This window comes from Janthinobacterium tructae, from assembly GCF_006517255.1.
Classification (GTDB): Bacteria; Pseudomonadota; Gammaproteobacteria; order Burkholderiales; family Burkholderiaceae_D; genus Janthinobacterium; species Janthinobacterium tructae.
The window spans coordinates 3,427,332-3,445,654 of the sequence record NZ_CP041185.1 but is presented as its reverse complement, the minus strand read 5'-3'; the positions used below and the strand labels follow the sequence as shown (position 1 = coordinate 3,445,654).

At 65.1% G+C, this 18,323-nt stretch carries 15 protein-coding genes; 12 read left to right on the top strand and 3 right to left on the bottom strand.

Annotation, left to right across the window (positions count from 1 at the left end):
* The first annotated feature begins 45 nt into the window (after nucleotides 1-45).
* On the top strand, nucleotides 46-1,299 hold the full coding sequence (locus tag FJQ89_RS15055) for a cyanophycinase (RefSeq protein WP_141170759.1): 1,254 nt from the start codon (nucleotides 46-48) through the stop codon (nucleotides 1,297-1,299).
* On the opposite strand, the gene FJQ89_RS15050 is transcribed toward FJQ89_RS15055, so the two are convergent.
* Both FJQ89_RS15050 and FJQ89_RS15045 read right to left on the bottom strand, forming a co-directional pair.
* Complete coding sequence (locus FJQ89_RS15050; protein ID WP_205704499.1) at nucleotides 1,290-2,492, bottom strand: DUF418 domain-containing protein; 1,203 nt, start codon at nucleotides 2,490-2,492, stop codon at nucleotides 1,290-1,292. The genes FJQ89_RS15055 and FJQ89_RS15050 overlap by 10 nt on opposite strands.
* A gap of 8 nt (nucleotides 2,493-2,500) precedes the next feature.
* On the bottom strand, nucleotides 2,501-3,103 hold the full coding sequence (locus tag FJQ89_RS15045; RefSeq protein WP_141170757.1) for a TetR/AcrR family transcriptional regulator: 603 nt from the start codon (nucleotides 3,101-3,103) through the stop codon (nucleotides 2,501-2,503).
* A gap of 214 nt (nucleotides 3,104-3,317) precedes the next feature.
* Here FJQ89_RS15045 and FJQ89_RS15040 point away from each other — a divergent pair, with 214 nt between their 5' ends.
* Nucleotides 3,318-4,757: an IgA Peptidase M64 gene (locus tag FJQ89_RS15040; protein ID WP_141170756.1), complete on the top strand. Its 1,440-nt coding sequence runs from the start codon at nucleotides 3,318-3,320 to the stop codon at nucleotides 4,755-4,757.
* 6 nt (nucleotides 4,758-4,763) lie between these two features.
* Here the strand turns inward: FJQ89_RS15040 and FJQ89_RS15035 are convergent, their stop codons facing one another.
* Nucleotides 4,764-5,036: a hypothetical protein gene (locus tag FJQ89_RS15035; protein WP_141170755.1), complete on the bottom strand. Its 273-nt coding sequence runs from the start codon at nucleotides 5,034-5,036 to the stop codon at nucleotides 4,764-4,766.
* A gap of 152 nt (nucleotides 5,037-5,188) precedes the next feature.
* Between FJQ89_RS15035 and FJQ89_RS15030 the strand changes: the two genes are divergently transcribed.
* The 10 genes from FJQ89_RS15030 to FJQ89_RS14985 all read left to right on the top strand — a co-directional run bounded on the left by FJQ89_RS15030 (nucleotide 5,189) and on the right by FJQ89_RS14985 (nucleotide 18,251).
* Complete coding sequence (locus FJQ89_RS15030; protein WP_141170754.1) at nucleotides 5,189-5,374, top strand: hypothetical protein; 186 nt, start codon at nucleotides 5,189-5,191, stop codon at nucleotides 5,372-5,374.
* Complete coding sequence (gene fabI, locus FJQ89_RS15025; RefSeq protein WP_141170753.1) at nucleotides 5,371-6,156, top strand: enoyl-ACP reductase FabI; 786 nt, start codon at nucleotides 5,371-5,373, stop codon at nucleotides 6,154-6,156. The genes FJQ89_RS15030 and fabI overlap by 4 nt, the downstream gene beginning before the upstream one ends.
* 10 nt (nucleotides 6,157-6,166) lie before the next feature.
* The gene (locus FJQ89_RS15020; RefSeq protein ID WP_141170752.1) at nucleotides 6,167-7,615 is read left to right on the top strand and encodes an efflux transporter outer membrane subunit; all 1,449 of its coding nucleotides are present in this window, start codon (nucleotides 6,167-6,169) and stop codon (nucleotides 7,613-7,615) included.
* An 18-nt stretch (nucleotides 7,616-7,633) separates the two neighbouring features.
* On the top strand, nucleotides 7,634-8,707 hold the full coding sequence (locus tag FJQ89_RS15015) for an HlyD family secretion protein (protein ID WP_141170751.1): 1,074 nt from the start codon (nucleotides 7,634-7,636) through the stop codon (nucleotides 8,705-8,707).
* Nucleotides 8,708-8,709: 2 nt separating this feature from the next.
* The gene (rbbA, locus tag FJQ89_RS15010; protein ID WP_141170750.1) at nucleotides 8,710-11,457 is read left to right on the top strand and encodes a ribosome-associated ATPase/putative transporter RbbA; all 2,748 of its coding nucleotides are present in this window, start codon (nucleotides 8,710-8,712) and stop codon (nucleotides 11,455-11,457) included.
* Nucleotide 11,458: 1 nt separating this feature from the next.
* Complete coding sequence (locus FJQ89_RS15005) at nucleotides 11,459-12,583, top strand: ABC transporter permease (protein WP_141170749.1); 1,125 nt, start codon at nucleotides 11,459-11,461, stop codon at nucleotides 12,581-12,583.
* A gap of 48 nt (nucleotides 12,584-12,631) precedes the next feature.
* Nucleotides 12,632-14,908, top strand: a complete 2,277-nt coding sequence (locus FJQ89_RS15000; RefSeq protein ID WP_141170748.1) for a DUF3141 domain-containing protein — start codon at nucleotides 12,632-12,634, stop codon at nucleotides 14,906-14,908.
* A gap of 9 nt (nucleotides 14,909-14,917) precedes the next feature.
* Nucleotides 14,918-16,333, top strand: coding sequence for a bifunctional enoyl-CoA hydratase/phosphate acetyltransferase (locus FJQ89_RS14995; protein ID WP_141172819.1), 1,416 nt, complete (start codon nucleotides 14,918-14,920; stop codon nucleotides 16,331-16,333).
* Nucleotides 16,330-17,559 carry an acetate/propionate family kinase gene (locus FJQ89_RS14990; protein WP_141170747.1) on the top strand — a complete coding sequence of 410 codons (1,230 nt, stop codon included), beginning with the start codon at nucleotides 16,330-16,332 and terminating at the stop codon, nucleotides 17,557-17,559. The genes FJQ89_RS14995 and FJQ89_RS14990 overlap by 4 nt, the downstream gene beginning before the upstream one ends.
* Before the next feature lie 215 nt (nucleotides 17,560-17,774).
* Nucleotides 17,775-18,251, top strand: a complete 477-nt coding sequence (locus FJQ89_RS14985) for a hypothetical protein (RefSeq protein ID WP_141170746.1) — start codon at nucleotides 17,775-17,777, stop codon at nucleotides 18,249-18,251.
* The last annotated feature ends 72 nt before the right edge of the window (nucleotides 18,252-18,323 follow it).

Here is an 18,323-nt window from a genome sequence, read left to right as displayed (position 1 = left end):
GCGCGCGCCGGGCGCGTGCCCCTTTTCATGTATTCGAGAGGCACCATGAAATCATCTTCAAGCCTGTATCACATCTTCCGCGCCGCGCTGTTGCTCGCGCTGGCATTGTGCAGCTTCCATGCCGTGGCGGCGCCCGGCGGCAGTGCCATCGGCAGCGCCCCGCAGGGCACCCTCGTCATCATCGGCGGCGGCCTGCGCGCCGACAATGCCGAAGTCTGGCAGCGCATCGTCAAGTTGTCGGGCGGGCCTGGCGCGCGGATCGCCGTGCTGGCCTCGGCCGCGATGAATCCGGAAAAATCGGGTGAAAGCATCATCCAAAAACTCAATCAATATGGCGCCGATGCCTTTTTCGTGCCGCTGGCCGTCAAGCTGCCCAATCGCGATTACCGCAAGGCGGCCGAAGATCCGGCCATCGTCACGCAGATCAAGTCGGCCAGCGGCATCTATTTTGCCGGCGGCGACCAGGGCCGCATCACGCAAGCCTTGCTGCGCCCGGACGGCAGCCGCACGGCCGCGCTGGAAGCCATCTGGTCGGTCTACCGCAACGGCGGCGTGATCGCCGGATCCAGCGCCGGCGCCGCCATCATGAGCACCACCATGTTCTACGATGCCAAGCCCGTGCTCGACATGCTCAAGATGGGCGTTACGGACGGGCGCGAGATTGCGCCGGGGCTGGGCTTCATCGGCAGCGATGTCTTCGTGGACCAGCATCTGCTGGTACGCGGGCGTTTTGCGCGCATGATTCCCGTGATGCTGAAAAAAGGCTATCACCTGGGACTGGGTATCGATGAAAACAGCGCCATGGTGGTCGACGCCATGCGCGACGTGGAAGTCATTGGTTACAGCGGCGCCTTGCTGATCGACCTGTCGGGCGCCATCAGCGACCGTGGCGTGAAAAATTTCAATATCAGCAACGCCGCCATCAGCTATCTGGACCGGGGCGACAAATTCAACCTCGTCACGCGCGTGTTTACGCCTTCGCCGGACAAGGCCGACAACAAGCTCGATCCGAACCAGCCCGACATGCGCGAACCCGTGTTTACCAACGATATCCTCGGCAATAACGCCGTGCTCGACCTGATGGGCAACCTGATCGACAACGCCCAGCAGGAAGCCATCGGCATCGCCTTCGGCAACCCGCGCGACCCGTACCCGGACCTGGGCTTCGAGTTCCGCTTCAGTAAAACGGTCAACAGCGTCGGCTACAGTTCGACCGAGGCGGAAGCGTATTCGGTGCTGAAGCTGCGTCTCGATATCCGTCCGATCCAGCTGCGCCAGCCCCTGTACCGCTACAAATAGGCGGCGCGCGATCGCCGCCAGCGGGGCCACGCGGCGATCGTCAATGCCCTGAGCAGCCATTCGACGGGGCCATACGCGTGGCCGCGCAGCCACCAGCGACTCAGTGGCAGCTGCACGCAAAAGATGATGACAGCCAGCGCCAGCGCACCGAGCGGCGAGACGCTGCCCATCAGCCGCGCGCCATACGCGAGGAACAGCCAGGCACAGATGGCCGACTGCAGCAGGTAGTTCGACAGGGCCATGCGGCCCGTATCGGCCAGCAGCGCAAACAGCGTGCCGTCGCGCAGGCGCTCGAACAGGGCCAGCGCCAGCGCCAGGTAAGCCCCCGCCAGCAGCGGCGCACTCGCCAGTCCCACGGCCAGTCCCGCCACCTGCCATGCCTGGCTTTGCGCGTACACGGACGTCCACGCGTAGAAGGCAGCGCCGGGCAGGCCCACCAGCGCCCCGGCCCACAGCAGGCGGCGGCGCAGCGGCAGGTATGCGCTGGCGTGCAGCAGCATCTCGCGCTTGCCGGCGGCCAGGCCGCACAGGAACATGGCCAGTGCGCACGGTGCCTGCACCAGCAGCAGGACGATCCAGATGTCACTCAGTTCGCGCAAATGCTGACTGATGACGGTGGCCGGGGTGGCGCGGTAGGCGGCCAGCGCGCTTGCCGCCTTCTGCGCCATCGCCACGGCGTTGTCCGCCGCGTCGCCCGCCGGCTGCAGGCTTTGCAGCCAGGCCATCCATCCCCAGAACCCCACGCAGACGGTGACGAGCATCAAGGCCAGGGACAGTGCCTGGCGTTCGCCGCAACGGTGCAGCGCCAGCAGCACGATGCCCAGCACGGCGTAGGTGGTGAGTATGTCGCCATGAAACAGCAACACGGCATGCAGGGCTCCGATCAGCCACAGGCCAGCTTGCCGGCGCAGCATGCGCGGCACGAACGGCGCACCGGCGCGCGCCGCCGCCTGCATCTGCAAGGTGAAGCTGTAGCCGAACAGGAAGGAAAACAGCAGATAGAACTTGGTCTCGAACAGCAGGGCGACGAGAAAATGCGTGGCGCGGTCCACGCCGCCGTGAAAGGCGGGATCGGTCAAGCCCAGGCCGAACCACGGCGTGGCGAAGGCGCCGATATTGACGACCAAAATGCCGAACAGCGCGCAGCCGCGCAGGGCGTCGACGTCGGCGATGCGCGTGGGTGGGGTTTGCATGACGGCGCTCATGCCAGGGCAGGGCGCAGGAAGCGCGCCAATAACAGGTGCAGGCTGGCGCGCTGCGCCGGCGGTGCGTAAGCGGGATCGACGGCGACCCGGTTGAAGATGCCGTCGATCAGCGCAGCGATCCAGCCGGCCGTTTGCGCGGGGTCGAGCGCGGCGTCGACCTGGCCTCGCGCCGCAGCGCTTTCCAGCAGCGCCTGCACGCCGGCGCGCAGCATGGCATCGTTGCGCGCCACCCTGGCCGCGATATCTGGATCGCGCATCGCTTCGGCGGAAATGTCCAGCGCCAGCCCCGCAAAATCCCCGTCGGCCGCCAGCGCCAGCACCAGGTCCATGAAATCGAGCAGGGCCCCGTACGCATCAGCGCTGCCTTGCACGCCGGCGAAATAGGTGGCCGTCTCGCTGCCTTCCTGGTCGACGATGGCGGCGATGATGGCTTGCTTGGTGGGGAAGTAGTGAAACAGGTTGCCGGGACTCATGCCTGCTTGCGCGCAGATGGCGGCGGTGCTGGTCTGGTGAAAGCCCTTGCGCGCGAAGCAGCTGCGCGCGGCGGCGAGAATGGCGTCGCGACGGGCCGCGTGTTTGCCGGGATCGATGGTGCGCATGGCGGTTGGCTATCCTTTTAATTAATTGACTAGTCAATCTAATATAGAGCGATTGCGTGGCGCGGTCAAGCTGGTGCGTGAAATGGGTGCTTTGCAGTGCGTATTCCTGTCGCTACAATGTGCCGCACCGGATTTTTCCATGCCCGCCGCTGGCGCCGCTGTTTGTTTGGAAAACCGCTTCTTTTACCCGTTTTTCTACCGTGTCAGGAATGAGATGCAGCAGACTCCGATTCGATCCTTCCTCTGTGCGCTGGCGCTGGCCGCTGGCATCGTCCCAGCCGCGCAGGCTGCCAGTGCCACCCAGCCGGCCACCATGCGCCTCGATTACCAGCACAGCGGCAATGCGCTGGGCGAACATTATGCGGTCGAGCGCGTGCTGGTCGAGCCCTTGCCATGGCCGGGCAACCTGGCGCGCCCCATCGATGACAGCAACCGTGGCAACAACCTGCTGGAAGTGGTCGATATCCAGTCGGGCAAGGTGCTGTATTCGCGCGGCTTCTCCACCATTTTCGGTGAATGGGCCAGTACCGACGAAGCGAAAACCACCACGCGCGCGTTCCAGGAATCCGTGCGTTTCCCGCAGCCCGAGCACCCCGTGCGCGTGCGCATCCTCAAGCGCGACGAGCGCGGCCTGTTTTCCGTTGTGTGGAGTACCGATGTCGACCCGGCAGCGCAGGACGTGATCCGCAAGCAGCCGCCGGCACCCGTCAAGCCGATACCGATCCGCATCAGCGGTCCGTCGTCCGAAAAGGTCGACCTGCTGATCATGGGCGACGGCTATACGGCCGCCGAAATGGGCAAGTTCGAAGCGACGGCGCGCAAATTGGCCGAACACCTGTTTACGGTGTCGCCGTTCCGCGAACGGGCCAATGACTTCAATGTGTGGGCCATGGCCGCGCCGACGCAGGAATCGGGCGTGTCGCGTCCATCGACGGGCGTGCACCATGCGTCGCCGCTGGGTACGCGCTACGATATTTTCGGCAGCGAGCGCTATGTGCTGACGACGGACAACCGCGCCCTGCGCGACCTGGCGCAGTATGCGCCGTATGAGTTCATCGAAATCCTCGTGAATAACGATACCTACGGCGGCGGCGGCATCTTCGGCCAGTTCAGCACGGCGGCGGCGAATAATGACTGGGCCAATTACCTGTTCGTGCATGAATTCGGCCACCATTTCGCCGGCCTGGCCGACGAGTACTACACTTCGCCCGTGGCCTATCAGTCGAATGGCGAACGGCAGGAACCGTGGGAGCCGAACGCCACCGCCCTGCGCGATCCGGCCAGGCTGAAATGGCAGAACCACGTCAAGGCCGGCACGCCGCTGCCCACGCCATGGCCGAAGGAAGCGTACGACAGCCATGCGCGCGAATACCAGAAGCAGCGCGCCGCCCTGCGCGCGGCCAACCGCCCGGAAAGCGAGATGAGCGACTTGTTCAAGGCCGACCTGGCGTACACGCAGCAGCTGTTCTCGAAGGCGCCGCAGCGCCATGCGGTGGGCGCCTTCGAAGGCGCGAACTACGAGTCGTCCGGCTACTACCGGCCCGAGATGCAGTGCATCATGTTCGACCGCAGCGAGACTTTCTGCTCCGTATGCCAGGATGGCATCAGCACCATCATCGACCTGTATTCGCGTCCCGCGGCGCCGCGCCAATAAGGCCGTTCAGCGCAGTTCCGCAAGGCATGGCGGGCCATGTTGCAATGCAATAGCATGGCCCCCATTCCATCTCTCCCCCAGCGCCTGCCATCCGCCGCCGCCCAACGCTGCTTGTTTTTCAAATAATGCCCATCTGCGCCGGCAAAGTCCCTTTCCTTCCTGCCAGCCCAGCATAATTATCAAATAAACATGTCCGCACGCTTGCTTGAAAAATATTTCATTTAGATAATATTGAGGTAAAATTTGATTTACATCAATGCTGCATTGCCGCAATCGCACTTATAGTTGACCTAGCTCAAAAGCATTATGCATGCGGACCGGACTCATCGCGAATCACGTATCTAAATGCTGTAGAGTAATTTTCGCCCCGTACCAGTTCCCCGAGAATGCACTGGTGCTGGCCTCGAATTTCAGTGACGGAAGCCCGATTCATGAAGATGCAGATCCCCGCGCCTGACGCGTGCAGTACCTTACACCCCCACACTCCCATTGCCTTGCCGTATGCGCGCGCCGGCGGCGTCACCCTGGCCACTTGCGCCGCCGCCATGCGCGCTGGCGCGGTGCGATGCGTGAACGCGGCCACGCCCTGGCCCGCCTTGCGTCCGAATAAACCATGACGGCGTCTGTGCCGCCATTCCTGCCATTGCAGGGAAAACGCGGGCTGGTGGTCGGCATCGCCAACGCGCAAAGCATCGCCTGGGGCTGCGCCAGCGCATTGCGCGCGGCCGGCGCCGAACTGGCCGTGACCTGGCTCAATGACAAGGCGCGTCCGCATGTGGAACCGCTGGCGCAGCAAGTGCAGGCGGCCATCATGGCGCCGCTCGACGTGGCCGTGCCGGGCCAGCTCGAAGCGCTGTTTGCGCAGATCGAGCAGCAGTGGGGGCGGCTCGATTTCGTCGTCCATTCCATCGCTTACGCGCCCAAGCAGGACTTGCATGGCCGCGTCACGGACAGTTCGGCTGACGGCTTCGCGCAGGCGATGGATATCTCCTGCCACTCCTTCATGCGCATGGCGAAGCTGGCCGAACCGCTGATGCCGGACGGCGGCAGCCTGATGACCATGAGTTACCTGGGCGCCGAGGAAGTCATCGCCGACTATGGCCTGATGGGTCCCGTGAAGGCGGCGCTGGAAGCATCGGTGCGCTACCTGGCGGCCGAACTGGGTCCGCAAGGCATCCGCGTCAATGCCATCTCGCCGGGGCCCCTGGAGACGCGGGCCGCTTCCGGCATTGCCCATTTCGACCGCCTGATGGCCGACGCCATCGAACGCTCGCCCATGCGCTGCCTGGCCACCATCGAGGACGTGGGCGCGCTGTGCGCCTTCCTCGCCGGCGACGGCGCGCGCGCCATCACCGGCGGCACCTTGTATGTCGACGGCGGCTACAACATTCTGAATTGACTGGAAGAAGATGATCATGCCTGTTCCCGCTTTATCTGCGTGCGCCAGGAGGGCCGCGCTGGCCACTGGACTGGCCGCCACGCTGGCCCTGGCCGGCTGCGCCTCGATGGCGCCGCCGTATGCGCCACCGCCGCTGCCCGTGGGGGCGCAGTATCCGGAAACCGATCCCGCCGGCGCGCACGCGGCGGACATCGGCTGGCAAGCCTACTTTGCGGACGCGCGCCTGCAGGCGCTGATTGCGCAGGCGCTGGCCAGCAACCGCGATATTCGCATCGCCGCCCTGCGCGTGGAAGAGGCGCGCGCCGCGTATGGCATCCAGCGCGCGGAACAATTCCCCACCATTGCGCTGGGCGCCTCCGGCAGCCGTGCGCGCGTGCCCGGTGACCTGAGCGTGACGGGCCGTCCCATGACGAGCGCGCAGTATCAAACGGGCTTGAACGTGAGCGCCTGGGAGCTCGATTTCTGGGGCCGCGTGCGCAGCCTGAAGGACAGCGCGCTGCAAACCCTGCTGGCCAGCGACGAGGCGCGCCGCGCCGTCGGCGTGGCTCTGGTGGCGCAGGTTGCCAATGGCTACCTGGGCTTGCGCGAACTCGATGAACGCGTGGCGCTGGCGCGCGCCACGGTCGACAGCCGCGCCGAGTCGCTGCGCATCTTTACGCGTCGCTTCGAGGTCGGGTCGATTTCCAAGCTGGACCTGACGCAGGTGGAAACCCTGCTCAGCCAGGCCCTCTCGCTGTCGGCGCAGCTGGAGCAGGCGCGCGCCGTGCAGGCGCATGCGCTGGCCCAGCTGGTGGGCGGCCCGGTCGACCTGACGCCGGACACGCGCCGCTTCGACGACGCCAGCGTGCTGCAGCAGCTGCATGCGGGCCTGCCCTCGGCTTTACTCACGCAGCGTCCCGACCTGATGGCGGCCGAGCATCAGCTGCGCGCCGCGCAAGCCAATATCGGCGCCGCGCGCGCCGCCTTCTTCCCGACCATTTCGCTGACGGCCGCCTACGGCACGGCCAGCGCGGAATTGAGCGGCCTGTTCGATTCTGGCAGCGGCGCCTGGAATTTCGCGCCGCGCCTGGTGCTGCCGATCTTTGACGCGGGCCGCATCCGCGCCAACATGGACCTGGCCGAGGTACGCCGCGACGTGGCCGTGGCCAATTATGAAAAGAGCGTGCAGGGCGCGTTTCGCGAAGTGGCCGACGCGTTGTCGAACCGGCGCTGGCTGGCGCTGCAGGTCGACATAGGCAAGACCACCCTGGCCGCGCAGAGCGAACGCGCGCGCCTGGCCAAGCTGCGCTATGACAATGGCGCCGCGCCCTACCTGGAAGTGCTCGATGCGCAGCGCGACCTGCTGACGGTCGAGCAGCAACTGGTGCAGACGCGCCGCGCGCTGCTCTCCAGCCAGGTCAGCCTGTATGCGGCCCTGGGCGGCGGCGCACCTGTCGCCGCCGCCGCTTCCACCCACTAATTTGATCGCCCCGATACCATGAATGCTCAACTGAAGAAAAAACTCATTCCCGCCGCGCTGGTCGTGGCCGTTCTCGTGCTGGGCTATGTGGCCTGGCAAAAAATGCGTCCTACCGGCCCCGGCGAGGGTTTTGTCAGCGGCAATGGCCGCATCGAAGCGACCGAAATCGACGTCGCCACCAAGCTGGCGGGGCGGGTCAAGGAGATCCTCGTGCGCGAGGGCGACTTCGTCAAGGCGGGCCAGCCGCTGGCCACCATGCAGGTCGATTCGCTGACGGCGCAGCGCGACGAGGCGCGCGCGCGCCAGCAGCAGGCCTCCGACGCGGTGGTCGGTGCGCAGGCGCAGGTGGCCGTGCGCGAGAGCGACAAGGCGGCCGCGCTGGCCCTGGTGGCGCAGCGTGAAAGCGAACTCGATGCGGCCAAGCGCCGCCTGGCCCGCTCGGAAACCCTGTCGAAAGAGGGCGCTTCCTCGGTGCAGGAACTCGACGATGACCGCGCCCGCGTGCGCAGCGTTGCCGCAGCCCTGAATGCGGCCAAGGCGCAGGTCACGGCGGCGCAGGCGGCCATCGACGCGGCAAAAGCGCAAGTGGTCGGTTCGCGTTCGGCCGTGACGGCCGCCGAAGCGACTACCGCGCGCATCGACGCCGACCTGGCCGATGGCCAGCTGGCGGCGCCGCGCGACGGCCGCGTGCAATACCTGGTGGCGCAGCAGGGCGAAGTGCTGGCCGGTGGCGGCAAGGTGCTCAATCTGGTCGACCTGTCGGACGTCTACATGACCTTCTTCCTGCCCGAGACGGCGGCCGGCAAGGTGGCGATGGGCGGCGAAGTGCGCATCATCCTCGATGCGGCGCCCAATTACGTGATTCCGGCGACGATCTCGTTTGTCGCTGCCAGCGCGCAGTTCACGCCGAAGACGGTGGAAACGGCCAGCGAGCGCCAGAAGCTGATGTTCCGCGTGAAAGCGCAGATCAGCCGCGAGCTGCTGCAAAAGCACCTGGCGCTGGTCAAGGTGGGCTTGCCCGGCGTGGCCTGGGTGCGTCTCGATGCAAAGCAGGCATGGCCGGCTGAACTGACGAGCAAGGTTCCGCAGTGACCATGGACGTGACCCCATTTGTCGTCAGCATCAAGGGCGTCAGCCAGCATTACGGCAAGACGGTGGCGCTCGACGCCATCGACCTCGATGTGCCGGCCGGCCGCATGGTCGGCTTGATCGGGCCCGATGGCGTGGGCAAATCGAGCCTGCTGTCGCTGGTGGCCGGCGCGCGTGTCGTGCAACAGGGCAGCGTGATGGCGCTGGGCGGCGACATGCGCGACGCGCGCCATCGCGACGATGTCTGTCCGCGCATCGCTTACATGCCGCAAGGCCTGGGCAAGAATCTGTATCCGACCCTGTCGGTCGAGGAAAACCTGCAGTTTTTCGCGCGCCTGTTCGGCCACGATGCCGCCGAACGCCGGCGCCGCATCGACCAGCTGACCCGCAGCACGGGCTTGCATCCCTTCCTGGCACGCCCGGCGGGCAAGCTGTCGGGCGGCATGAAGCAGAAACTGGGTCTGTGCTGCGCGCTGATCCACGATCCCGACCTGCTCATTCTCGATGAACCGACCACCGGCGTCGATCCGCTGGCGCGGGCCCAGTTCTGGGACCTGATCGCCGGCATTCGCGTGCAGCGCCCGCAAATGAGCGTGATGGTCGCCACCGCCTACATGGACGAGGCGCAGCGCTTCGACTGGCTGGTGGCCATGGATGACGGCAAGGTGCTCGATACGGGCACGCCGGCCGAACTGCTGGCGCGCACGCAAAGCGACAACCTGGAGGCGGCCTTCATCAAGCTGCTGCCGGAAGCCAAGCGCGCGGGCCATCAGCCTGTGGTGATTACGCCGCTGGACGCTGCCAGTGCGCAGGACGTCGCCATCGAGGCGCAAGACCTGACCATGCGCTTCGGCGATTTCACGGCCGTCGACCATGTGAATTTCCGCATCGGTCGCGGCGAAATTTTCGGTTTTCTCGGCTCGAACGGCTGCGGCAAGTCGACCACCATGAAGATGCTCACGGGCCTGCTGCCGGCGACGCAAGGCAAGGCCTGGCTGTTCGGCAAGGAAGTCGATTCCAACGATATCGACACGCGCCGCAGGGTCGGCTACATGTCGCAGGCATTCTCGCTGTACAGCGAACTGACGGTGCGCCAGAACCTGGTGCTGCATGCGCGCCTGTTCCACGTGCCGGAAGCGCAAATCGCTGCCCGCATCGACGAAATGGCGCAGCGCTTCGACTTGCGCGAGGTGATGGATGACCTGCCCGACAGCCTGCCGCTGGGCATACGCCAGCGTTTGTCGCTGGCCGTGGCCATGGTGCACAAGCCGGAAATGCTGATCCTCGACGAGCCCACGTCCGGCGTCGACCCGATCGCGCGCGACAATTTCTGGCGCCTGATGATCGAACTGGCGCGGCGCGACCGCGTTACCATTTTCATTTCCACCCACTTCATGAACGAGGCCGAGCGCTGCGACCGCATCTCGCTGATGCATGCCGGTAAAGTCCTGGTCAGCGATGCGCCGGCCGAACTGGTACGCAAGAAGGGCGCGCCATCGCTGGAGGCGGCCTTCATCGCCTACCTGGAAGAGGCGGGCGGCGGCACGGCAGCGGCGACAGTGGCGGAAACGCTGGCGTCCGCGCAGCAGGAAGCGGCACCGGCACCACCGCAGAAGCAGCAGCGCAGCCGCTTCAGTCTGGGGCGCATGCTCAGCTACATGTGGCGCGAAACGCTGGAATTGCGCCGCGATCCCGTGCGCCTGACGCTGGCGCTGGGCGGCTCGGTGCTGCTGTTGTTCGTCATCGGCTTCGGCATCAGCCTCGACGTCGAAGACTTGAGCTACGCGGTGCTCGACCACGACCAGACTACCCTGAGCCAGAATTACACGAACAACCTGGCCGGTTCGCGCTACTTCGTCGAGCGCGCGCCGTTGCGCGACTATGCCGATATCGACAAGCGCATGCGCAGCGGCGAACTGTCGCTGGCCATCGAGATTCCGCCCGGCTTTGCGCGCGACGTGCAGCGCGGCGCGCCAGCCCAGGTGGGCGCCTGGATCGACGGCGCCATGCCGATGCGCGCCGAAACCGTGCAGGGCTACGTGCAGGGCATGCATCAACTGTGGCTGGCCGACCAGGCCCTGCACCGCTATGGCATCACGATGAGCAATCCCGTCGCCATTCAGACGCGCTACCGCTACAACCCCGACGTGAAAAGCCTGCCGGCCATGGTGCCGGCCGTGATTCCCCTGCTGCTGCTGATGCTGCCGGCCATGCTGGCGGCGCTGTCCGTGGTGCGTGAAAAGGAACTGGGCTCCATCATCAACCTGTACGTGACGCCCGTCACGCGCCTGGAATTCTTGCTCGGCAAGCAGGTGCCGTACGTCGTGCTGGCCATGTTCAACTTCGCTCTCATGGCGCTGCTGGCGGTCACCGCCTTTGGCGTGCCGATCAAGGGCAGTCTGCTGACCTTGATCGGCGCCACGTTCATCTTCAATATCTGCGCCACCGGCATCGGCCTGTTCGCTTCGACGTTTACGCGCAGCCAGATCGCGGCCCTGTTCGTGACCATGATCGGCACCATGATCCCGGCCATCCAGTTTTCCGGCCTGCTCAATCCCGTCTCGTCGATGGAAGGCGTGGGCAAGGCGATCGGCCTGATGTACCCGGCCACGCACATGCTCAATATCAGCCGCGGCGTGTTCAACAAGGCGCTGGGCTTTGGCGACCTGCACGCCTCGTTCTGGCCCCTGATCGTGGCGATCCCCGTGATCCTCGGCGTGACGGTGGCGCTGCTGAAGAAACAGGAGAGCTGATATGCGGCATCTTGAAAATATCTACCGCCTGGGCGTGAAGGAAATCTGGAGCCTGATCCGCGATCCGATGATGCTGATCCTGATCCTCTACACCTTCACTTTGGCCATCTACGTGGCCGCCACGGCCAAGCCGGAAACCCTGCACATGGCGTCGATCGCCATCGTCGACGAGGATGGTTCGCCGCTGTCCGGGCGCATCGCCTCGGCCTTCTTCCCGCCGCAGTTCACGCCGCCGGCCATGATCAACCAGAGCCAGGTCGATGCGGGCCTGGACGCGGGCCAGTACACCTTCGTGCTGACGATCCCGCCCAAGCTGCAGGCGGACGTGCTCGGCGGGCGCCAGGCGGAGCTGCAGCTGAACGTGGACGCCACGCGCATGAGCCAGGCCTTCAGCGGCAGCGGCTACATCCAGCAGATCGTCGCCGGCGAAATATCGGAATTCGCCAAGCGCTATCGCGGCACGACGGTCTCGCCGGTGGAGCTGGTGATGCGTGCGCGCTTCAATCCCTCGCTGAGCCAGGCGTGGTTTGGCTCGCTGATGGAACTCATCAACCAGGTGACGATGCTGTCGATCATTTTGACGGGGGCGGCGCTGATCCGCGAGCGCGAACACGGCACCATCGAGCACTTGCTGGTGATGCCCGTGACGCCGGCCGAGATCATGCTGGGCAAGGTCTGGTCGATGGGCCTGGTGGTGCTGCTGGCCGCCGCCCTGTCGCTGAACCTGGTGGTGCGCGGCATGCTGCATGTGCCCATCGAAGGCTCGATCGCGCTGTTTTTGTGCGGCGCAGCCTTGCACCTGTTTGCCACCACCTCGATGGGCATTTTCCTGGCCACCGTGGCGCGCAGCATGCCGCAGTTCGGCATGCTGTTGATCCTCGTGCTGCTGCCGCTGCAGATGCTGTCGGGCGGCAGCACGCCACGCGAGAGCATGCCCGAGCTGGTGCAGAACATCATGCTGATCGCCCCGACCACGCATTTCGTCGAATTGAGCCAGGCGATTCTGTACCGGGGCGCCGGCATCGACGTGGTGTGGAAACCGTTCCTGGCCCTGCTGGCCATCGGTACGGCCTTGTTTACCTTCGCGCTGGCGCGCTTTCGCAAGACCATCAGCCAGATGGCTTAGCCCCCGCGCCGGAATGGTCCGGCGTTTGTTTGCATGAAAAGGATAGCCATGAAGATCGAAACTGCTCCATTTTTCTCCACCGGCGGCGTGCCGTCGCTGGGCATGCTGGGCGACTATGCGCGCGACTCTTGGCAGCGCATCGTGCTGTACGCGGACGTGATGCGCCGGCGCGGCAACCAGTACCAGGAGCACCTGGCCGAGGAAGTGCCGAACGTGCTGGACTTCCCCGCCGAACTGGTGATGTCCGGCCTGGAGCTGGCGCGCCCCGTCAACTATGGCCTGGCGCGCATTTTGACGCCCGATGCGCCCGAGCCTGACCCATCGAAGCGGCCGTTCGTCGTCGTCGATCCGCGCGCCGGCCACGGTCCCGGCATCGGCGGCTTCAAGGCCGAGAGCGAAATCGGCGTGGCCCTGCGCGCCGGCCATCCTTGCTACTTCATCGGCTTCCTGCCCGATCCCGTGCCGGGACAGACGGTGGAAGACGTGATGCACGCCGAGGCGTCCTTCCTGGAAAAAGTCATCGCCCTGCATCCGCTCAGCGAGGGCAAGCCCGTCGTCATCGGCAATTGCCAGGCGGGCTGGCAAATCCTCATGACGGCGGCCATGCGCCCGGAATTGTTCGGCCCCATCATCGTGGCCGGCGCGCCCGTGTCGTACTGGGCCGGCTGGCATGGCCGGAACCCCATGCGCTACGCGGGCGGCCTGATGGGCGGCAGCTGGGCCACGGCGCTGGCCGGCGACCTGGGCAAGGGCCGTTTCGACGGCGCCAGCCTGGTGCAGAATTTCGAAAAGCTGAACCCGGCCAACACCCTGTGGAGCAAGCAGTACAACCTGTACGCGAACATCGATACGGAAGCGCCCCGTTACCTGGAATTTGAAAAATACTGGGGCGGCCACGTGTTCCTCAACGACGTCGAGATGCAGTACATCGTCGACAATCTGTTTATCGGCAACCGCCTGGCCACGGCGGAGTTGATCACCTCCGACGGCGTGCGCCTGGACTTGCGCAATATCCGTTCGCCCATCGTCGTGTTCTGCTCGAACGGCGACAACATCACGCCGCCGCCACAGGCGCTGGGCTGGATCACGGACCTGTACCGCGACGACAACGATGTGCTGCTGCACGACCAGACCATCGTGTATGCCGTACATGACAGCATCGGCCACCTGGGCATTTTCGTCTCGGCCAAGGTAGGCCACAAGGAACACCAGAAATTCGCCAGCAATATCGACCTGATCAATCTGCTGCCGGCCGGCATTTACGAAGCGCGGATCGTCGACAAGACGCCCGATACGCCGAACGCGGACCTGGCCAGCGGCGACTACGTGCTGCAGGTCGAACACCGCGGCATCGAGGATGTGCGCGCCATCGTGCAGCCAAGCGTGGAAAATGACCGCAAGTTCGCCGCCGCCGCGCGCGTGTCCGAAGTGAACCTGGCGTTGTACCGCACGTTTGCGCAGCCGTGGGTGCGCGCCATGGTCACGCCGCAGTCGGCGCGCTTCCTGCAGCTCACGCATCCGCTGCGCGTCTCGTACGAGCGCTGGACGGACCACAATCCGCTGGCCAAGCTGGTGGCCAAGGAGGCGGAAAAAGTGCGCGCTCACCGTCAGCCGGTGGCGCCGGACAACCCGTTGCTGGCCATGCAGGAGGCCTTCTCCGACGCCATCACGGCCGGCTTGAACAGCTGGCGCGACTGGCGCGATACGGTGCAGGAAACGACCTTCGACCTGGTGTACGGTTCACCCCTGGTGCAGGCGCTGACGGGACAAGCCATCGGCGACACCTCGCCGCCGCGCCCGCATCCCGGCATCTCGCCCGAGCATTGCGAATACGTGCGTTGCGAAACGCGCAAGATGGACGAGGACATGCAGCATGGGGGCCTGGTGGAAGCAGCCGTGCGCGCACTGTTCTACATCTACCGCTTCCGCATGATCGCCGACGAGCGCAGGGTCAACCTGGCCCTCAAATTGGTCAAGCCGCAGTACACGCAGGGCTTCAGCATGGAAGAATTCCGCGGCATCGTGCGCCAGCAGGCGCGTTTGATGCTGCATGATTTCGATGCCGCCATCGCCGCCTTGCCGACCTTGCTGTCGCGTGCCGAACCGGATGCCATCGGCGCGCTGGGCGAATGGCTGCAGCAAGTGCTGCAAGTGCCCGAAGCGCCGACGCCGGACGAGGAAGCGAGCCTGCAGCAAATGCTGGAGGTATTCGAACGAGCGATCAAGGCGCACGCGAAGGCGCTGCCACCGGCCGCGCATGCATCTCAAACTGCGTCCCAGCCTGCTGTCCAGGCCAAACCTGCCAAGAACACTACCTCTGCCTAGAAGGCCATGATGACTACCACCCAAGACGATGATTTGCATATCGTGCGTAACCGCACCTTCGACCAGATCGCCATCGGCGACACCGCCAGCATCACGCGCACCCTGAGCATGGACGATATCGCCCTGTTCGCGGTGATGTCGGGCGATGACAATCCGCAGCACCTGGATGCCGAATTTGCCGCTTCCAGCCGCTACCAGGGCGTCATCGCGCACGGCATGTGGGGCGCGGCCCTCATTTCGGCCGTGCTGGGCACGCGCCTGCCCGGCGCCGGCACCGTCTACACGGGCCAGACCCTGCGTTTCCTGCAGCCCGTGCGCGTCGGCGATACGCTGGCCATCAGCGTTACCGTCACCGCGCGCGAGCCGCGCAACCGACACGTGACCCTGGCCTGCCGCTGCGTCAACCAGCATGGCGCCGTGGTGCTCGACGGCGAAGCGCAGGTGATCGCGCCCGCCGAACAGATCGAAAGAGTGCGCGCTACCTTGCCTGAAGTTCGCCTGCATAACGGCGACGGCACGCGGCGCCTGCTGGAGCATGCGCGCACGCTGGGTCCGATCAAGGTGGCCGTGATCCACCCGTGCGATGAACTGAGTCTGTCGGGTGCGCTCGACGCCCATGCGGCCGGCCTGATCACGCCCGTGCTGGTGGCGCCGCGCGCGCGTCTGGAAGCTGTGGCCCTGGAAGCTGGCCTGAGTCTGGCCGGCATCGCCATCGAGGACGTCGAGCATAGCCATGCGGCCGCCGCGCGCGGCGCCGAGCTGGCAGGCAAGGGCGAAGTCGAGGCGCTGATGAAGGGCAGCCTGCACACGGATGAACTGATGTCGGCCGTGCTGGCCGCCAGCGCCGGCCTGCGCACCAAGCGCCGCATCAGCCACTGCTTCCTGATGCAGACGCCTGCCTATCCGCGTCCTTTCATCATCACGGATGCGGCCATCAATATCGCGCCGAACCTGGCCATGAAGGCCGACATCGTGCGCAACGCCATCGACCTGGCGCATGTGATCGGCGTGGCCTGCCCGCGCGTGGCCATCCTGGCCGCCGTGGAAACGGTGAATGCGGACATGCCGGCCACCTTGGACGCGGCCGCGCTGTGCAAGATGGCTGACCGCGGGCAGATCACCGGGGCGATTCTCGATGGCCCGCTGGCCTTCGACAACGCCGTGTCGATTGCCGCCGCCACCGTCAAGGGCATCGTCTCGGAAGTGGCGGGCCGCGCCGATATTTTGCTGGTGCCCGACCTGGAAAGCGGCAACATGCTGGCCAAGCAGCTTGAATACATGGGCGACGCGGACAGCGCCGGCATCGTGCTGGGCGCGAAGATCCCCGTCATTCTGACCAGCCGCGCCGATTCGCGCGCCAGCCGGATCGCCTCGTGCGCCATCGCCGTGATGCTGGCCAATCATTACCGGAGCACGCCTCCATGAACGCATCCGTCCAACATGCTGACGAATACGCCGACGGCGCCCTGATCCTGGTGCTCAATTGCGGCTCGTCGAGCATCAAGTTCGCCCTGTTCGAGCAAGCCGGCGGCGTGCTGCCGCAGCAGGCGCAATGGGGCGGCAAGGTCGAAGGCATCGGCCGTGAAAACGCCACTTACCGCGCCGGCGGCCTGCCGGCAGTCGCCTTGCAGCTCGATGCGGAGCTGCCGCATCACGCGGCCCTTGAATACATCCGGGCGCAAGTCGTGGCGCAGCTGGCCGGGCGCCCGCTGCGCGCCGTGGCGCATCGCGTGGTGCATGGCGGCAGCAAGTATTTCGCCCCCGTGCGCATCGATGCCAAGGTGCTGGCGGACCTGAAAAGTTTTGTGCCGCTGGCGCCGCTGCACCAGCCGTTCGCGCTGGAGGCGATCGAGGTGCTGCTCGAATCGCGGCCCGACATCGCCCAGGTGGCGTGCTTCGACACGGCCTTCCACCACACGGTGCCGCAGGTCGAGCAGATGCTGGCCCTGCCTTACGATGCCTGGGAGCGGGGCTTGCGCCGCTACGGCTTCCATGGCCTGTCGTACGAATACCAGTCGCTGGTGCTGGAGCAGCGCTTTGGCCCTGTCGCGCGCGGCAAGGTCATCGTCGCCCACCTGGGCAGCGGCGCCAGCCTGTGCGCCATGGAGAATTTGCACAGCGTGGCCACGACCATGGGCTTTTCCGCGCTCGATGGCCTGATGATGGGCACGCGATGCGGTTCGCTCGATCCGGGCGCCGTGATCTATCTGATGGAGATTGAAAAACTGTCGCTGGAAAAAGTGGCGCATGTGCTGTACCACGAGTCGGGCTTGCTGGGCGTGTCGGGCGTGTCGGCCGATCCGCCGGTGCTGCTGGCGCAGCAGGACCGGCAAGATGCCACGGGCGAGCGCATCCGCGCCGCGCTGGCCCTGTATATCCGCCGCATCGTGCGCGAAATCGGCGCCCTGACGGCCGTGCTGGGTGGGCTGGACATGCTGGTATTTACGGCCGGTATCGGCGAGCATAGCGCCGAACTGCGCCAGCGCATCTGCGCCGAGCTCGGTTTCATCGGCCCCGTGCTCGATGCGCAGGCCAATGCGCGCAACACCAGCCGCATTTCCAGCGATGCCAGCCGCATCGTGGTGGGCGTGGAGCCAGCCAATGAGGAATGGGTCGCTGCCCGTCATGCGGCGCTGGCCGTGGGCGCATGAGGATCTGAAGCGTCAGACCGCGCTCAAGGGGAAATTTGCCGAATTGCACATATTTTCCCTTGAGTGCGCTACCGCACTGTGTGGTTTGCCAGTTATCTTTACTATGAAGTCATGCCATTGCGCTACATGCAGAAACAGCGCGATGCCTGGCAAATTTTGAACATTTTGCCCACCTTTAGTAAGAATAAAATTAAACCATATTGAAAGGTCTCATCATGAACAAATTACTCGCCGCACTGATCGCCACCCTGTTTGCTACCGCCGCCTTCGCTCAAACCGCGCCGGCTACCGAAGCTGTCGTGAAAGCCCAGGCTTCCGCGCAAAAAGACGTCAACAAGGCTGCCGCTTCGGAAGCCAAAGTCGATGCCAAGGCTGACGCCAACGTCGCCAAGGCTGAAATGAAGGCTGACGACAAGAAAGCCGACGCCCATCACAAGGCCAATAAAACCAAGGCCAAGGCCCACGACAAAGTCGTCAGCGCCGATGCGGAAGACAAGCTGAAAGCGGAAGCCAAGGCCGATAAAACCGATGCCAAAGCCGATGCGAAAGCCACCAAGACGGCCGTGAAAGCCAACGCCAAGGTCGCCAAGGAAAAAGTGGAAGCGAACGCCGATAAAGCCATCGCCGCCACCAAGACGGCAGAAGCCAAGGCCAAGGCCGACGCTGAAGTCAAGGCCGCCGCTGCCAAGTAATTCCCCGTTTGCGGGCCACGGCCTGCAAGCCCCAAAGACAGCTTCGGCTGTCTTTTTTTCGTCTGCCACTTT

Excerpts from the sequence above, each read along its gene's own strand:
- FJQ89_RS15055 (WP_141170759.1), top strand. The coding sequence starts at position 46 with ATGAAATCATCTTCAAGCCTGTATCACATCTTCCGCGCCGCGCTGTTG.
- FJQ89_RS15050 (WP_205704499.1), bottom strand. The coding sequence starts at position 2,492 with ATGCAAACCCCACCCACGCGCATCGCCGACGTCGACGCCCTGCGCGGC.
- FJQ89_RS15045 (WP_141170757.1), bottom strand. The coding sequence starts at position 3,103 with ATGCGCACCATCGATCCCGGCAAACACGCGGCCCGTCGCGACGCCATT.
- FJQ89_RS15040 (WP_141170756.1), top strand. The coding sequence starts at position 3,318 with ATGCAGCAGACTCCGATTCGATCCTTCCTCTGTGCGCTGGCGCTGGCC.
- FJQ89_RS15030 (WP_141170754.1), top strand. The coding sequence starts at position 5,189 with ATGAAGATGCAGATCCCCGCGCCTGACGCGTGCAGTACCTTACACCCC.
- fabI (WP_141170753.1), top strand. The coding sequence starts at position 5,371 with ATGACGGCGTCTGTGCCGCCATTCCTGCCATTGCAGGGAAAACGCGGG.
- FJQ89_RS15020 (WP_141170752.1), top strand. The coding sequence starts at position 6,167 with ATGATCATGCCTGTTCCCGCTTTATCTGCGTGCGCCAGGAGGGCCGCG.
- FJQ89_RS15015 (WP_141170751.1), top strand. The coding sequence starts at position 7,634 with ATGAATGCTCAACTGAAGAAAAAACTCATTCCCGCCGCGCTGGTCGTG.
- rbbA (WP_141170750.1), top strand. The coding sequence starts at position 8,710 with ATGGACGTGACCCCATTTGTCGTCAGCATCAAGGGCGTCAGCCAGCAT.
- FJQ89_RS15005 (WP_141170749.1), top strand. The coding sequence starts at position 11,459 with ATGCGGCATCTTGAAAATATCTACCGCCTGGGCGTGAAGGAAATCTGG.
- FJQ89_RS15000 (WP_141170748.1), top strand. The coding sequence starts at position 12,632 with ATGAAGATCGAAACTGCTCCATTTTTCTCCACCGGCGGCGTGCCGTCG.
- FJQ89_RS14995 (WP_141172819.1), top strand. The coding sequence starts at position 14,918 with ATGACTACCACCCAAGACGATGATTTGCATATCGTGCGTAACCGCACC.
- FJQ89_RS14990 (WP_141170747.1), top strand. The coding sequence starts at position 16,330 with ATGAACGCATCCGTCCAACATGCTGACGAATACGCCGACGGCGCCCTG.
- FJQ89_RS14985 (WP_141170746.1), top strand. The coding sequence starts at position 17,775 with ATGAACAAATTACTCGCCGCACTGATCGCCACCCTGTTTGCTACCGCC.